This window comes from Streptomyces sp. NPDC027672 (assembly GCF_055566335.1).
This window is the reverse complement of record NZ_JBVHSO010000004.1, coordinates 295,215-310,361: the sequence shown is the minus strand read 5'-3', so window position 1 is coordinate 310,361 and position 15,147 is coordinate 295,215. Positions and strand designations below refer to the sequence as shown.

General features: G+C 73.6%; 14 protein-coding genes. 4 read left to right on the top strand and 10 right to left on the bottom strand.

The features are described 5' to 3' along the window. Position 1 precedes the first annotated feature (1 nt). The 4 genes from ACZ4SV_RS12570 to ACZ4SV_RS12555 all read left to right on the top strand — a co-directional run bounded on the left by ACZ4SV_RS12570 (position 2) and on the right by ACZ4SV_RS12555 (position 4,036). Complete coding sequence (locus ACZ4SV_RS12570) at positions 2 to 1,225, top strand: cytochrome P450 (protein WP_468003777.1); 1,224 nt, start codon at positions 2 to 4, stop codon at positions 1,223 to 1,225. Next, positions 1,218 to 2,288, top strand: coding sequence for a methyltransferase (locus ACZ4SV_RS12565; protein WP_468003775.1), 1,071 nt, complete (start codon positions 1,218 to 1,220; stop codon positions 2,286 to 2,288). The genes ACZ4SV_RS12570 and ACZ4SV_RS12565 overlap by 8 nt, the downstream gene beginning before the upstream one ends. A 101-nt stretch (positions 2,289 to 2,389) precedes the next feature. Beyond that, the gene (locus ACZ4SV_RS12560) at positions 2,390 to 2,824 is read left to right on the top strand and encodes a VOC family protein (RefSeq protein ID WP_365878515.1); all 435 of its coding nucleotides are present in this window, start codon (positions 2,390 to 2,392) and stop codon (positions 2,822 to 2,824) included. Between the two features lie 87 nt (positions 2,825 to 2,911). After that, complete coding sequence (locus ACZ4SV_RS12555) at positions 2,912 to 4,036, top strand: GNAT family N-acetyltransferase (RefSeq protein ID WP_468003772.1); 1,125 nt, start codon at positions 2,912 to 2,914, stop codon at positions 4,034 to 4,036. A gap of 15 nt (positions 4,037 to 4,051) precedes the next feature. On the opposite strand, the gene ACZ4SV_RS12550 is transcribed toward ACZ4SV_RS12555, so the two are convergent. The 10 genes from ACZ4SV_RS12550 to argC form a co-directional block, all read right to left on the bottom strand. Then, on the bottom strand, positions 4,052 to 5,371 hold the full coding sequence (locus tag ACZ4SV_RS12550; protein ID WP_468003770.1) for an MFS transporter: 1,320 nt from the start codon (positions 5,369 to 5,371) through the stop codon (positions 4,052 to 4,054). A gap of 57 nt (positions 5,372 to 5,428) precedes the next feature. After that, the gene (locus ACZ4SV_RS12545) at positions 5,429 to 6,187 is read right to left on the bottom strand and encodes an SDR family NAD(P)-dependent oxidoreductase (protein ID WP_468003768.1); all 759 of its coding nucleotides are present in this window, start codon (positions 6,185 to 6,187) and stop codon (positions 5,429 to 5,431) included. Between the two features lie 47 nt (positions 6,188 to 6,234). Beyond that, a complete protein-coding gene (locus ACZ4SV_RS12540) occupies positions 6,235 to 7,476 on the bottom strand; it encodes an MFS transporter (protein ID WP_397939161.1) in 1,242 nt (413 codons plus the stop codon). Continuing rightward, positions 7,473 to 8,768 (bottom strand): ATP-grasp domain-containing protein, encoded by a 1,296-nt coding sequence (locus ACZ4SV_RS12535; protein WP_468003765.1) that lies wholly within the window; start codon positions 8,766 to 8,768, stop codon positions 7,473 to 7,475. Before ACZ4SV_RS12535 ends, ACZ4SV_RS12540 begins: the two co-directional genes overlap by 4 nt. A 350-nt stretch (positions 8,769 to 9,118) precedes the next feature. After that, complete coding sequence (rocD, locus tag ACZ4SV_RS12530; protein ID WP_468003763.1) at positions 9,119 to 10,333, bottom strand: ornithine--oxo-acid transaminase; 1,215 nt, start codon at positions 10,331 to 10,333, stop codon at positions 9,119 to 9,121. Positions 10,334 to 10,361: 28 nt separating this feature from the next. After that, positions 10,362 to 11,627, bottom strand: coding sequence for a sulfate adenylyltransferase subunit 1 (locus ACZ4SV_RS12525; protein WP_468004143.1), 1,266 nt, complete (start codon positions 11,625 to 11,627; stop codon positions 10,362 to 10,364). Between the two features lie 65 nt (positions 11,628 to 11,692). Further along, on the bottom strand, positions 11,693 to 12,658 hold the full coding sequence (cysD, locus tag ACZ4SV_RS12520; protein WP_468003761.1) for a sulfate adenylyltransferase subunit CysD: 966 nt from the start codon (positions 12,656 to 12,658) through the stop codon (positions 11,693 to 11,695). Then, the gene (gene cysC, locus ACZ4SV_RS12515; protein ID WP_365883004.1) at positions 12,655 to 13,218 is read right to left on the bottom strand and encodes an adenylyl-sulfate kinase; all 564 of its coding nucleotides are present in this window, start codon (positions 13,216 to 13,218) and stop codon (positions 12,655 to 12,657) included. The genes cysD and cysC overlap by 4 nt, the downstream gene beginning before the upstream one ends. Continuing rightward, entirely contained in the window at positions 13,215 to 14,087 is an 873-nt protein-coding gene (locus tag ACZ4SV_RS12510; RefSeq protein ID WP_468003758.1) for a [LysW]-aminoadipate kinase, read from the bottom strand. Before ACZ4SV_RS12510 ends, cysC begins: the two co-directional genes overlap by 4 nt. 21 nt (positions 14,088 to 14,108) lie before the next feature. Then, positions 14,109 to 15,134, bottom strand: a complete 1,026-nt coding sequence (gene argC, locus ACZ4SV_RS12505) for an N-acetyl-gamma-glutamyl-phosphate reductase (protein ID WP_365875040.1) — start codon at positions 15,132 to 15,134, stop codon at positions 14,109 to 14,111. Positions 15,135 to 15,147 lie beyond the last annotated feature (13 nt).

Genomic DNA, 15,147 nt, shown 5'->3' with positions numbered 1-15,147 from the left:
GATGACCACGGCACGACAGGACGCCGTCGACCGCCTGGTGCGGGAGTTCGACTGGCACGACCCCGAGTACACCCCCGACCTGGCCGAGGACGTCAACCGCCTGATCCGGGAGCGCTCAGCCGTCGGCTGGACCCCGGCGCACGGCGGGCTGTGGATCCTGTCGCGCCACGACGACGTCCGGGCGGCCCTGAAGGACCACACCGTCTTCAGCTCCGGCTCGGGTGTGTTCCACCCGAGGGCCGCCGGGATGCCCCTGTTCTCACCGATCGAGTTCGACCCGCCCGAACACGGCGAGCTGCGCCGGCTGATGGCGCCGCCGCTGCACAACGAGGAGGTGCGCCGGCTGGAGGACGCCGTCACCGCCCTGGCGGCCGAACTGATCGGCCCGATGGCCGCCCGCGGCCACGGCGACTTCGTCTCCGAACTGGCCCACCCGCTGGCCATCGGGGTCCTCGCCCTGGCCATCGGGCTGTCCGGCAACGCCCGGGACAAGGTCCGCGATCTGACCAGCAACCTGTGGCAGCGCCTGTCCCGGGACGGCGACGCGGACGGCTTCTGGCCGCAGTTCCGCGACCTGCTGGCCGAGGAGGTCCGCGCGGCCCGCGCCGACCCCGGCGACCACTACCTGGCCCGGCTCGCCCGCACCACCGTCGACGGCGAGCCGCTGGAGGAGGAGCGGCTGCACTCGATCATCGTGTCGCTGTGCATCGCCGGCCACCAGACCACCCTCAACACGATCAGCCGGATGCTGTGGAACCTGGCCCGCAACCCGCACGTCCAGCGCCGGCTGCGCGCCGAACCCGAACTGATCCCCGTGGTCGGCGACGAGACGATGCGCCGCTGGTGCCCGACCGACCGGTTCACCCGGGTCACCACCCGTGACGTGGAGATCGCGGGTACGACGATCCCGCGCGGCTCCCGGGTCGTGCTGCTGCTGGACGCGGCCAACCGGGACCCCGCCAAGTTCCCCGACCCCGACCGCTTCTCCCTCGACCGGGGCACCTCCCACCAGCACCTGAGCTTCGGTCACGGCATCCACCACTGTCTGGGCGCCGGCCTGGCCCGGCTGGAGTTCCGGGCCGTCCTGGCCGAACTCGCCCGGCACCCCGTCTACCACCTGGCCGGCGAGTCCGAACGGCACTTCGAGAACGGCCGGCACGTGGTCTTCGACCAGGTGCGGGTGCGGTTCGGCGGCCCGGCCGCGGAAGAGGAGAACGATGACTGAGCCGACGAGGTCCCCGGACGCCGCGCCACCCGGCCCGGCCGGGCTGCTGCGGATCACCAGCGGCATGTGGGCGGCGCAGACCCTGGCCGCCGCGGTGGAGATCGGCCTGTTCACCCGGCTCGCCGCCACCGACGGCGCGACCGCCCCGGAAGTGGCCGCCGGGCTCGGCCTGGGCGCGCGCCCGGCCGAGGTGCTGCTGACCGCCTGCGCCGCACTCGGCCTGCTGCGGACCGACGGCACAGCGCCCCCGGACGGCCCCGCCGCGGGCCCCCGCTACCGCAATGGCCCGGACGCCGACACCTACCTGGTCCGCGCCCGCCCGCACTACCTGGGCGACTACATCCTCATGGTCCGCGACCACACCACTCCCGGCTGGCTGCGGATCACCGAGGCCCTGCGCTCCGACACCCCCAGCCGTTGGGCGCCCGAGCAGCAGGACCGCATCTTCGACGAGGAGAACCGGTCCACCGCCTTCTGGGACGGCCTGTTCCCGCTGTCCAGCCTCACCGCGCGCGCCCTGGGCGCGGCCGTCGACCTGACCGGGAGCCGCCGGCTGCTCGACGTCGGCGGGGGCGGCGGCGCCTTCGCCATCGAGCTGTGCCGCCGCTTCCCGGACCTGCGCACCACCGTCTACGACCTGCCGCACGTGTGCGCGTACACCGGGAAACGGGTGGCGGCGGCGGGCCTGTCCGAACGGATCTCCACGCACCCCGGGGACTTCTTCGCCGACCCCGGACTGCCCGCCGGACACGACACGGTGCTGCTCTCCATGATCCTGCACGACTGGGACGAGCCGCGGAACCGGCGGCTGCTCGCCGCCTGCCACCGGGCGCTGCCGCCGGGCGGACTGATCGTGATCAGCGAACTGCTGGTCGACGACGACCGGACCGGCCCGCTGGACGCCGCCCTGATGAGCATGAACATGCTGGCCGGGACCTGGGGGCGCAACTACACGGCCGCCGAGTACGGCGGCTGGCTGCGCGACGCGGGCTTCCGCGCGGTGCGGACCGTGCCGTTCGACGGACCCGGGGCGAATGGCGCCGTCATCGCCCGAAAGGAGTAGCGGCGTTTGGGCGGTGCCGCCCGGCGGTGCACGATGAACGGGTCAGGCCGGCCCGGCCCCGCCGGGGCCGGGCCGTTCCCCACCACACCCTGGACATCGTCATGGCGATCCGCGCACAGGTCACCTTCGACGCCCGCAACCCCCGCGAACAGGCGGAGTTCTGGGCCGTCGCACTGGACTACGTGGTGCAGCCGCCACCGCCGCCGCACGCGTCCTGGGAGGAGTTCGCGCGCTCCATCGACCTGCCCGAGGACCGCTGGGACACGCTCGCCGCCGTGGTCGACCCGGACGGCGACGGCCCCCGGGTGCTCTTCCAGAAGGTGCCCGAGGACAAGGAGGTCAAGAACCGCGTCCACCTCGACGTCCAGATCAGCCACCCCGACGGCCACCGCTCACCGGCCGGCCAGGAGCGGATCGCCCGGCACGTCGCCCGGCTGGTCGACGCCGGCGCCAAGGTCGTCCGCGAGGTGGACGAGCCCATCGGCTTCTGGGTGCTGATGCGCGACCCCGAGGGCAACGAGTTCTGCGTCGGCTGACCGAGCCGTCACCTGCGCCTGTGGCGTTCCCCCCAGTTGGCCGATAAGGTCCACGCCGTGATGTGGCGCTGACGGGGGAGGCGGAGCATGTCTGACCGATGGAGTCCCGACACCATCTCGCGGGCCGGCTGGGACCAACTGACGGGACGCAACTTCTACTCCAGCGCCGACTGGCTCGACTTCTGCGCCACCGAACACGCCGGAGAGGTCGAAGCGGTGGTCGCCGGCGACGGCCCGGACGCGCTCGCGCTCCCGCTGTTCCACGGGACGGACCTGAAGGGCTCGCCGTACGACTGGAACGCCCAGCTCGCCGACCGCTCCCTGCCGCTGCTCGCCGCCGACGGACTGCTGGCCGGCCCGCGCGAGGGCTACCAGACGCACCTGCTGCGGGCCACGCCCGAGCCGGACCCCGGCGCGGTCGCCCGCCTGCTCGCCGGCGTCCGCGCGCGGGCCGGGGAGCGGGGCTGCGTGGCGATGTACCTGAGCACCGAGGACGTCCGGCTGCTCCGGGCGGCGGGCGTGCCGGCGCCCGCCGTGCTGCTGGAGGCCGACGCTTGGCTGCCGGTCCCCGAGGGCGGGTTCGACGCCTGGATCGCCACCCTGACCGCGAAGCGGCGCACCGCCGTCCGCAAGGAGATCGCCGCGTTCGGCGCGGCGGGCTACCGGATCCGGCACCTGCCGCTGCGGGAGTGCAGCACGGACATCGCGCCGCTCGCGGTGCGCACGGAGGCCAAGTACGGCTTCCAGGCCACGCCGGACGAGGACCTCACCTCGTTCCGCAACCACGAGCGGTCCCTCGGCGACGCCGCCATGGTCGCCCTGTGCACCCTGGACGACACCCCCGTCGGCTTCTGCCTGTACTACGTGTGGGGGGACACCGTCTTCCTGCGCTGGGCCGGCTTCGACTACACGCGGCTGCGCGGCGCCTACGAGTACTTCAACGTGCTGTACTACGAGCAGTTGCGGTGGGCGGCCGGGCGGGGCGTGCGGTGGATACACGCCGGGCTCAAGGCGACCAAGGCCAAGGTGTGGCGCGGCGCCGTCCTGCGGCCGCTGTGGCTGCTCGACCTCGCCGCGGACAGCCCGCTCACCGCCGCGCGGGAGGACGTCCACGCCCGCAACGAGGAGTACCTCGCCGCCCTGCTCGCGGACAGCACGCTCGCCGGCGGCGTCGCCGACCTCACGCAGTGGCGTCTGCCGGCCCGGCCCTGACCGGCGGCACCCCGCTCAGCCGCTCTCGCCACCGCTCTCGCCGTCCGACCCGTCCGCCGGGATCTCGGCGTGGCGTACCGCGCTGAACCAGAACAGCACCGACAGCCCCAGCAGCGGTACCGCGCCCAGCGTGATCGCCGTGCGGATGCCGGCCAGGTTGCCGAGCGCGCCGGCCAGCAGCGCGCCGACCGGGATCGTGGCGTAGATCATCAGGCGGAAGGTCGCGGTGATCCGGCCCAGCAGGCCGGCCGGGGCCAGCGCGATGCGCACGGTCAGCGAGTGCACGTTGAAGATGCCCAGGCCGAACCCGTACACCACGAAGCCGCCGATCAGCAGGGGGATCGCGACCGCGGGCCGGGCCGGGGCGAACGGGACCACCACCAGACCGGCCGCGGCGACCACCATCGAGCCGACGATGCACCGGCCGATGCCGAGGGCCTTCGCCGCCCGCCCGGCGAGCAGCGCGCCGCCCAGACCGCCGACGCTGGCCGTGGTGAGGATGACCCCCAGCTCGCCCGCCGAGAGCCGCAGTTCGCGGACACCGAACAGCAGGTACAGCGTGAGCACGATCTGCTCGAACAGGTTGTAGGCCGCCGACTGGACGGCCAGCAGCCGCAGCACCCGGTGGCCGAAGATCGCCCGCAGCCCGTCCGCGATCTCGGTGCGCAGCCGCGGCCGTTCGCGCTCCGCCTCCGCCACCGTCTCCGGGGCGCGGATGCCGAGGAACGTCAGGGCGGCGAGCAGATAGGTCCCGGCGTTGGCGAGGAGCGCCACCGGCGCGGTCACCCACTGCACCAGCACACCGCCGAGGCCGGGCCCGCCGATCTGCGCGATCGAGTAGGCGCCCTCCAGTTTCGCGTTCGCCTCGATCAACTGCTCCCGCGAGACCAGGGAGTTCAGATAGACCAGGTACGCCACGTCCGAGACCGCGGTCAGCAGCCCGATCACGAACGTCACCAGGTACAGCAGGCCGAGCGAGAGGGAATCGGTCAGATAGCTGACCGGGATCAGCGCGATCAGCAGGAAACGCACCAGGTTGGTCGCGACGAGCACGGGCCTGCGCCGGTGCCGGTCCAGCCACGCCCCGGCGAACAGCGTGATCAGCAGCACCGGCGCGTACTGCAACGCGGTCAGGAAGGAGACCTCGGTCGGTCCGGCGTGCAGGGCGCTGATCGCGGTCAGCGGCACCGCCACCAGCGAGATTTGCGCCCCGGTCTGGGAGACCGTCTCCCCGGACCAGAGCAGCAGGAAGGAGCGGTGCCGCCACAGACTGCTCCGCGGCGGCCGGGCGGCGGCCTCGGGGCCGGTCTGTTCGGCGGACTGCTGGCTCATCATGCTGCTCCGGGTCGTACGAGGTCGTCGGCGGCGGTCCGCCGCGAGGTTCCCGCGGGTCTACTGTCCGGCGGGCGGGCGCAGCCGGATGCCGTGCATGCCGCCGTCCACGGCCAGGACGGTGCCCACCGAGGCGCCCGACAGCGGGCTCGCCAGATAGGCGATCGCGCCCGCCACCTCCTCGGCCGTGACCAGACGGCCCATCGGCTGGAACGCGTTCAGCGCGTCCCGCGCGGCCTGGAGGTCCGGTGCCTGGCGGAGCGACCTGTCGATCCACGGGGTGTCCGCCGAGCCCGGGGCGACGCAGTTGACCCGGATGCCCTCGCGGACGTGGTCCGCCGCCATGGCCAGCGTCAGCGCGTACACCGCGCCCTTGCTGGCCGAGTACAGCGTCCGCTGCTGCATCCCGGCCCAGGCGACGATCGAGCAGGTGTTCACGATCGCCGCGGCCGGCGAGCGCCGCAGGTGCGGCAGCGCGTGCCGGGCGACCCGGACCATCCCGACCACGTTGACGTCCAGGACGCGCAGCCACTCCTCGTCGCTGTTCGCGGCGACGTCCCCGACCGCGCCGATCCCGGCGTTGTTCACCACCACGTCCAGTCGGCCGAACCGCTCGGCCACCGAGTCCACCGCGGACTTGACCTGGGCGTCGTCGGTGACGTCGGCCTGCACGCCCAGGATGCCGTCCGGCAGCCCGTCCGGCTTCAGGTCCAGCGCGGCGACCCGGGCACCCCTGCTGCGCAGCAGTTCCGCCGTGGCCAGCCCGATGCCCGAGGCACCGCCGGTGACGAGCGCGACCAGTCCTTCGAAGTCACTCACGAGTTCACTCCTGTCCGTTCAGGACCATCAGGGATACGACCCCCAGGTCAGGATTCCGGTTCGGCCACCGCGGCCGCCGGACGGCGGCGCGGCAGGCAGAGCTGGGCGGCCACCAGCCCGGCCGCACCGACCAGGGTCCACAGCGCCCACGGCCCGATCGCGTACACGGCGCCGCCGACGAGCGGTCCTGCGCCCGTACCGGTCGTGTACGCGACGCCGTACAGGCCCTGGTAGCGCCCGACCAGCCGCGGCGGGGCCAGGCTGCCCAGGTACGCCTGGGCGACGGAGGTGGAGATCATCTCGCCGAACGTCCACAGCAGCACCGTCGCCGCGAGCAGCCCCATGGTGGTCATGAGCCCGGTCAGCGCGAGACCGGCGCCGATGAGCAGGTTGCCGACGGCCAGCACGTACTCCGGCCGGAACCGGGCGACCAGGCCGGTCAGCGGCAGTTCGAGGATCAGCACCAGCAGGCCGTTGAGCCCGATGAGCAGGCCGAAGTCGCGTTCGCCCAGGCCCACGGCGTCGACGTGCAGCGGCAGGGCGACGGTGGACTGGACGTAGACGAACTCGGCGAACACGGTCATCAGCAGGAAGCGCACCAGGGCGCGGTCGGCGAGCGCCCGCCGGTACCCCACCGCCTTGTCGGCCCGGGCGTCCGCGTCGTCCTGCCCGGCCCGCGGCCCGGGAGCGTCCCGCAGCAGCAGCCCCACGACCACGCCGAACAGCAGGCACGCGGCGGCGTTGCCGAGGAACAGCTCCGTGTACGAGGTGCTGGCCAGCACGCCGCCGATGACCCCGCCGAGGGCGGAGCCGAGGTTCATCGCGAACCGGAACACCCCGAAGGCGGCGAGGCGTTGCTGGTTGGTCGAGACCGAGTCGACCAGCACGGCGGACGCGGCCGGCCGGTAGATCTGCGAGGTCACGCCGATCAGACCGACCACCACGACGATGAGCGGCAGCGGGCCGAGGGACGGCACGACCGCGGTCAGGGCGGTGGTGGTCACCGCGGACAGCACGATCGTCCACCGCCGGCCGATGCGGTCGGCGAGCGAGCCGCCGACCGCGTTGCCGAGCACCTTGCCCACCCCGGAGGCGCCCAGCACCAGCCCGGCGGCACCGGCGGAATAGCCCCGCTCGGTCAGGTACAGCACGATGAAGACGGGCAGGAAGTTGCCGACCTGGTTGACCAGGATGCCGAGACTGATGATCCACACCCGGCCGGGCAGGCCGCGCAGCGCGTCGCGGAATCGCGGCTCGGCGACGCTCGACCGGTCCGGCGCGGTGTTCACGTGATGGGCTCGGTGCGCACGTGGATGGCCTCGGCCAGCCGCTTGCTGTGGGCGATCGCCTCGGCGGCGTCGGCGCCCCGGGCGACGACGTACCCGCCGATGTCCTCGTTCCAGGTCAGCGGCCGCACCTCGTCGCCGGGCCGGACCTTCAGATGCAGGTCGACGAAGGCCGGGTCCGCGCGTACGGCCTCGACGCCGGTGATCTCCACGACCCGGCCGGGCTCCGGGGTGAGCGCCCGCAGGGCCGCCCCGCCGCGCGGCGTCGGCGACTCGGCCAGCGGCTCCACCAGGCCGAACCTGATGCCCAGCGCGTACCGCTCCATGTCGACGCCGTAGGCGGACTCCACCATCTCGTTGAGCGCGTAACCGCCGATGCGGTTGTGCGACTCGATGATCCGCGGGCCGCGCGAGGTCAGCCGGATCTCGGTGTGCCCCGGTCCGTTGCGCAGCCCCACCGCGTCCAGGAAGTCCGTCACCAGCCGGGTGACCTCGCGCAGCGTCTCCTGCGGGGCGCGGCTGGGCTGGGTGAGGCCCAGCTCCACGAAACCGGAGCCGCCGCCGAAGGCCTCCTTGTCGGTCACCGCGACGACCACGTGCCGGCCGTCGAAGCTCAGCGTCTCCACGCTGACCTCCGGGCCGTCCAGGTACTCCTCCATGAGGAACTCCTCGAAGGAGTCGTCGCTGAACAGGTCCCCGGTGGCCCAGTCGGCGTCGTCCAGGGAGCGGTACCGCTCGGCCACGGCGTCCACGTCGGCCGGTTCGCGGACGCAGAACACGCCCACGCTGCCCGACTCGCGGACCGGCTTGACGATGACCGGGAAGCCGTGCGCCGCGGCGAACTCCCGCAGGTCCTGCGGGGAACGGCCGATCGCGGAGGCCACCGGGCTGATGCCCTTGGCGGCCAGGTGCCGGCGCATCCGCCACTTGTCCAGCAGCAGTTCCACGGTGTCGACGGACTCGCCGCTCAGGCCGAGCGCCTCGTTGATCCGCGCCGCCGGCAGCAGCCCCAGCTCGAACAGCGACACGGCCGCCTGGAACGGGTACGCCTCGTGCAGCGAAGCGGCCAGCGGCAGCAGCCGGTCGATGTCGCCGTAGTCGACCAGCAGCGCCTGGTCGACATAGGGCCAGTGACCGCTGTCGTAGGCGTTCGGGTACTGGGCGTGCACCACGTCCAGACCCAGTTCGCGGGCCTTGCGCACCAGCTTCAGCTTGCCGCCGATGACCAGCACGCGCGGCCGTTCGGCGGCATCCGCCGGGGACCGTTCGCCGTTGGGCGCGACATCGTTCGACAAGGTGGCTCCTCCTGTCATGTTCAGACCGGCGATCCGGCCGGGCGCCGGGGACGGCGGCACGGCTGGGGGAGAGGATCAGTCCGGCACCTCCATGCGGTGCGCCGGGCGCGGGCTCGGTGGCCTCATGGCCGCCCGCGTGCGATCGGGGCAGTCGGACTTCGGCGCGGGATCCCCGACGATGGCCCAGCCGGACGGCTCGTCCCCTGTCGGCTGGGCCAGACGGAGTGCTGGTCCTCGTGGTACGGGATCACCGGCCGAAACAGTATCACGGTCAACTCCCCCTGAACGCTGGAGTTTTGAGCGTTCCGGAGGCCGTCCGCGCGAGGACTCGCACCCGGCGGGCGGACCCGTCAGCCCAGCACGCCGGCGATGGCGTCGACCCCGCGGTCGATCTCCTCGCGGGTGATCACCAGCGGCGGCGCCACCCGGAGATGGCCCTGGTTCTCCTTGCACAGCAGCCCCCGTTCGGCCAGCGCCTCGGAGACCCCGTGCCCGGCCGCGCGGCCCTCGGCGATCTGCACCCCGGCCCACAGACCGCGGCCCCGGACCTCGGCGACACCGTCCAGCTCCCCGAGCCGGGAGTGCAGGTACGCGCCCAGTTCCCGGGACCGCTCCTGGAACTCCCCGGTGGCCAGCAGCCGTACCACCGCGCGGCCGACGGCGCTCGCCAGCGGGCTGCCGCCGAAGGTCGAGCCGTGCTCGCCGGGCCTGAGCACCCCGAGGACGTCGGCCCGGCCGATCACCGCGGACACCGGGAACAGTCCGCCGCCCAGCGACTTGCCCAGGGCGTACAGATCCGCGCGGACCCCCTCGTGGTCCAGCGCCAGCGTCGCGCCGGCGCGGGCCAGCCCGCACTGCACCTCGTCGGCGACGAACAGCGTGCGGGTCTCGTCGCACAGCCGGCGGACCTCGGCGAGGTAGCCCTTCGGCGGGACGACCACACCCGCCTCGCCCTGGATCGGCTCCAGCAGGACCGCCGCCGTGTGGTCGGTGATCGCCGAGCGCAGCGCCTCGGCGTCGCCGAACGGCACCACCCGGAAGCCCGGGGTGAAGGGGCCGAACTCGTGGCGGGCGGTCGGGTCGGTGGAGACCGACACCATGGTCGTGGTGCGGCCGTGGAAGTTGGCGCCCGCGACCACGATCTCGGCGGCGCCGTCCGGCACGCCCTTGACCTGGTAGGCCCACTTCCTGGCCACCTTCACGGCCGACTCGACCGCCTCGGCGCCGGTGTTGGCGGGCAGCACCATCTCGGTGCCCGTCAGCTCGGCCAGTTCTTGGCAGAACAGCCCGAACTGGTCGTTGTGGAACGACCGGCCGGTCAGCGTCAGCCGGTCGAGCTGCGCCTTGGCGGCGGCGACGAGGTCCGGGTGGCGGTGGCCGAAGTTCAGCGCGGAGTACCCGGCGACGAAGTCGAGGTAGCGCCGGCCGTGCGCGTCGGTCACCCAGGCGCCCTCGCCCTCGGTGAGCACCACGGGCAGCGGGTGGTAGTTGGGCGCGGCCCAGCGCTCGGCGGCGGCCGCGTGGTCGGACGGGGAACTGGCGGTGCCGCTCACAGTGGTGGTCATCGCGTCGTAACACCCTCTCGGCAGTGGATCACTGACTGGCTGGCTGGTGGTCCGCCCTCGCGTCGATCATTCCGGCACTGAGCGTAGCCCCGTCCTGCGGATCGATCAGCAGGAACGAACCGGTGCGTCTGTTGTCGGCGTAGTCGTCCACGGCGAGCGGCTCGGCGGTGCGCAGGCGCACGCCGCCGATGTCGTTGGCGGACAGCCCGTCCGCGCACGGCAGCCGGCGGGCGACGGTGACGTCCATGCGGTAGTCGATGTGCTCCACGACCGCCGGCACCGTCCGCGTGGTGTGCCGCAGCAGCACCCGCTGACGCGGCCGCAGCGGACGCTCGTCGAGGTGGCACACGGTGGCGTCGAGCTGCCGCAGCGGGGCGGCGGCGGGCTGGGCGGCGAGGACGTCGCCCCGGGCGATGTCGAGGTCGTCGGCGACGCGGACCGCGACCGACTGCGGGGCCCAGGCGAGGCGGGCCGGCCGGCCGAGCACGGTGAGACCGACGACCGTACTGGCCCTCCCGGCCGGCTGGACGACGATCCGGTCGCCGACCTCCAGCACCCCGGAGGCGAGCTGTCCGGCCAGCCAGCGTTCCACCGTCCGCCGGTCCTCGGAGGGCGCGCGGATCACGTACTGCACCGGCAGCCGCAGCGGCTTGCCGGTCGGGTCCGCGCCGAGCGGCGCGCTCTCCAGGTGGGACAGGAACGTCTCGCCGTCGTACCAGTCCATCGCCGCCGACGGCGCGACCACGTTGTCGCCGGCCAGCGCCGACATCGGGATGGCGGTGACCCCGGCGAGGCCCAGTTCGCGGGCCCGCTCGGTGAACTCGGCCGCGATATCGGTGAAGACGGACTCCCGGTAGCCGACGGCGTCCATCTTGTTGACCGCCAGCACGACCTGCGGGACCCGCAGCAGCGCCGTGATCGCGCAGTGCCGCAGGGTCTGCGCCACCACGCCCTTGCGCGCGTCGACAAGGATCACCGCCAGGTCCGCGGTGGAGGCGCCGGTCACCATGTTCCGCGTGTACTGCACATGGCCCGGCGTGTCCGCGAGGATGAACCGCCGCCGGGGCGTCGCGAAGTAGCGGTACGCCACGTCGATGGTGATGCCCTGCTCCCGCTCGGAGCGCAGGCCGTCGGTGAGCAGGGCCAGGTCGGGTCCGTCCTGGCCGCGGCGGCGGGACGCCTCCTCGACGGCCGCCAGTTGGTCGGCGAGCACGGACTTGGTGTCGTACAGCAGCCGTCCGACCAGGGTGGACTTGCCGTCGTCGACCGAACCGCAGGTGGCCAGCCGCAGCAGGCCGCCCGACGGCCGGGGCGACGGGCCGGTCCGGCCCTCCGCTTCCGCAACGTCCGTTGACACGTCTAGAAGTACCCTTCTCGCTTGCGGTCCTCCATGGCGGCCTCGGACAGCCGGTCGTCGGCCCTGCTCGCGCCGCGCTCGGTCACCCGGCTCGCCGTGATCTCGGCGATCACCTCCGCCACCGTCGAAGCCGAGGAGTCGACCGCGCCGGTGCAGGACATGTCGCCGACCGTGCGGTACCGCACCCGCCGCTCGGCCACGGGCTCGCCGGCGCGGGGGCCGCCCCAGTCGCCGGGCGCCAGCCACATCCCGTCGCGCCGGAACACCGACCGCCGGTGCGCGAAGTAGATCGCGGGCAGCTCGATGCCCTCCTGCTCGATGTACTGCCAGACGTCCAGCTCGGTCCAGTTGGACAGCGGGAACACACGGACGTGCTCGCCCGGCTTGTGGCGGCCGTTGTAGAGCTGCCACAGCTCGGGCCGCTGCCTGCGCGGGTCCCAGGCGCCGAACTCGTCGCGCAGACTGAACACGCGCTCCTTGGCGCGGGCCTTCTCCTCGTCGCGCCGGCCGCCGCCGAACACCGCGCCGAACCGGCCGTCGCGGATCGCGTCCAGCAGCGGCACGGTCTGGAGCGGATTGCGGGTGCCGTCCGGCCGTTCGTGCAGCAGCCCGTCGTCGATGTACGCCTGCACGGACGCCACGTCGAGCCGCAGGCCGTGCCGGGCGACGATCCGGTCCCGGTAGGCGAGCACCTCGGGGAAGTTGTGGCCGGTGTCCACGTGCAGCAGCGAGAACGGCAGCGGCGCCGGCGCGAACGCCTTCAGCGCCACGTGCAGCATGACGATGGAGTCCTTGCCGCCGGAGAACAGCAGCGTCGCCCGGTCGAACTCGCCGGCCACCTCGCGGAAGATGTGCGCCGCCTCGCTCTCCAGCATCTCCAGGTGGGTCAGCGGCGCGGTCCGGGCAGCGGGCTCCCGGCCGGCGCGTGCGGGCGGGTCGCCGACCACCGCCCGGGCGGCGGCGCTCACGACAGCCCGCGTGCCGTGAGCAGGGCACGCAGCCGGCCGACCGACTCCTGGACCGTCCGGCCCCCGGTGTCGATCCGCAGGTCCGGGTCGACCGGCGCCTCGTAGGGGTCGTCCACCCCGGTGAGGCCCTTCAGTCCGCCCGCCGCCTGCCTGGCGTACAGGCCCTTCACGTCCCGTTCGGCGCAGAGTTCCACCGGGGTCGCCACATGCACCTCCAGATAGGGGACACCCTGTGCCGCGTGCCGCTCGCGCACCGCCGCGCGCGAGCCGGCGTACGGCGCGATGACCGGCACCAGCACGGTGACGCCGTGACCGGCGAGCAGCGCGGCCACGTAGCCGATCCGCCGCACGTTGGTGTCCCTGTCCTCCTTCGAGAAACCCAGTTCCGCGGACAGCGCCGCGCGGACCTCGTCGCCGTCGAGCACCTGGACGCGGTGCCCGTCGGCCCGCAGCCGCTCGGCGAGGCCCCGCGCGAGGGTGGTCTTGCCCGCGCTCGGCAGTCCGGTCAGCCAGACCGTGCCGCCCTGCCACACGGCGGGTGTGCCGTGGGGTCCGGTCATGTTCGGTGCCCCCTTTCGTCCATGCGGGTGGTGTCCGGTTCCGCGGGCGCCATGGTCACCGTGGTGCCGGCGCCGGCCAGCGCCCGGCTCACCGGGTCGGGCACCCGCCCGTCCGCGACGCGGACCGACGCCACCCGGCCGGCCAGCGCCTCGCGCGCCGCGACGAGTTTCAGCGCCATGCCGCCGCCGGCGAACCGGCCGGGCGCGCCGGTCGCCGGCACCTCGTAGGCGTCGAGCACGCTGGTGTCGTCGCCGGGGTCGGCGAGCACGCCCGGCGCACCGGTCAGCAGCACCAGCCGGTCGGCGCCGAGGGCCGCAGCGAGCGCCGCCGCGACCCGGTCGGCGTCGACGTTCACCGGGAGGCCGTGCTCGTCGGCCGCGGGCGGCGAGACCACCGGCACGAAACCGGAACGCAGCAGGGTGTCGGGCAGTTCGGTGCGCACCTCGCCGAGCCGGCCGCTGTGGTTGTCCCGGACCAGGGTCGTACGGCCGTCCACCACGGCCCGGACGGCGGACTTGCGGCGGGCGCGCAGCATGCCGCCGTCCAGGCCGGTGAGGCCGACCGCGGGCACCCCGAGCCGGGACAGCTCCGCGACCAGCTTCGGTTTGACCCCGCCGGCCAGCGCGAGGACGACCACCTCCAGCGTCGCCGGGTCGGTGTACCTGGTGGTCACCTTGTCCGGGGAGACCAGAGTGCGCTGCGGTACGCCGAGCCTGCCGGACAGCCGGGCGATCTCGCCCGACCCTCCGTGCACCAGCAGGACGCGCTGGCCGTCCTGGACGAGCCCGGCGATGTCGGCGCAGATGCCCGCCGCGTCGACGGCGGGGTTGCCGCCGCACTTGACGACGGTCAGCGGTCTGGTGGTCACAGTGTCTCCAGTCACCGGGGCTCAGACGGGATGCAGGCCGGGGAAGGACAGGCCCAGGTTCTCCGGCCACCCCCTGCGGATGTTCAGGCACTGGACCGCGTTGCCCGCGCCGCCCTTCACGAGGTTGTCCAGCGCGGCCATGGTCACCAGCCGTCCGGTCCCCTCGTCCACGGCGTACCCGACGTCGCAGAAGTTCGAGCCCAGCAGGATCTTCGGCTCCGGGTAGCGGAACGTGCCGCGCTCGTAGGCGACCAGCCGCACGAACGGCTCGTCCCGGTACTGCTCGCGGAACGCCCGGCGCACCGCCGGCTTGTCGACGCCGGGGCGCAGCGTGGCGTGGCAGAGGGTCTGCACCCCGCGCACCGCCTCCACCCCGGTCGCCGTCATCGCGGCCGTGATGCCCAGGTGCCGGGAGATCTCCGCCTCGTGCCGGTGCCCGGTCGGCGCGAACACCCGCATGGCGCCGCTGCGTTCGGCGTGCAGGTTGGCCGGGCCCGCGGTGGCGCCGGACCCGCTGGAGCCGGTGCGCGCGTCGAACTGCGCGACTGGTTCCACCAGGTCACGGACCGTCAACGGGTACAGCGCGAGCACCCCCGCCACCGCCATGCAGCCGGGCACGCTGACCAGGTCGGCGGTGCGCAGGCGCTCGCGGTGCAGCTCGGGGATGCCGGGCACGAACTCGCCGAGCAGCTCCGGCGCCTCGTGCTCGGTGGCGTAGTAGCGCCGGTAGACCTCGGGGTCGTCCAGCCGGAAGTCCCCGGTCAGGTCGATGACCTGCCGGGCGCGTTTCGTCCAGTGGCCGATCTGGCCCATGGCCGCCCGGTGGGCCGTGGCGAGGAACACGGTGTCGCACTCGTCCACGTCCTCGGCCGAGCAGAACACCAGGTCGGTGGCGGACCGCAGGTTCGGGTGCACCCCGTCGACCCGCTTGCCCGGGAACCGGGACGACACCGCGCCGACCACCTCGACCTCGGGATGGCCGATCAGCAGCCGCAGCAGCTCCCCGCCGATGTAGCCGGCCGCGCCGACCACCGCGACGCGGATCACGGCCCGGCCCCGG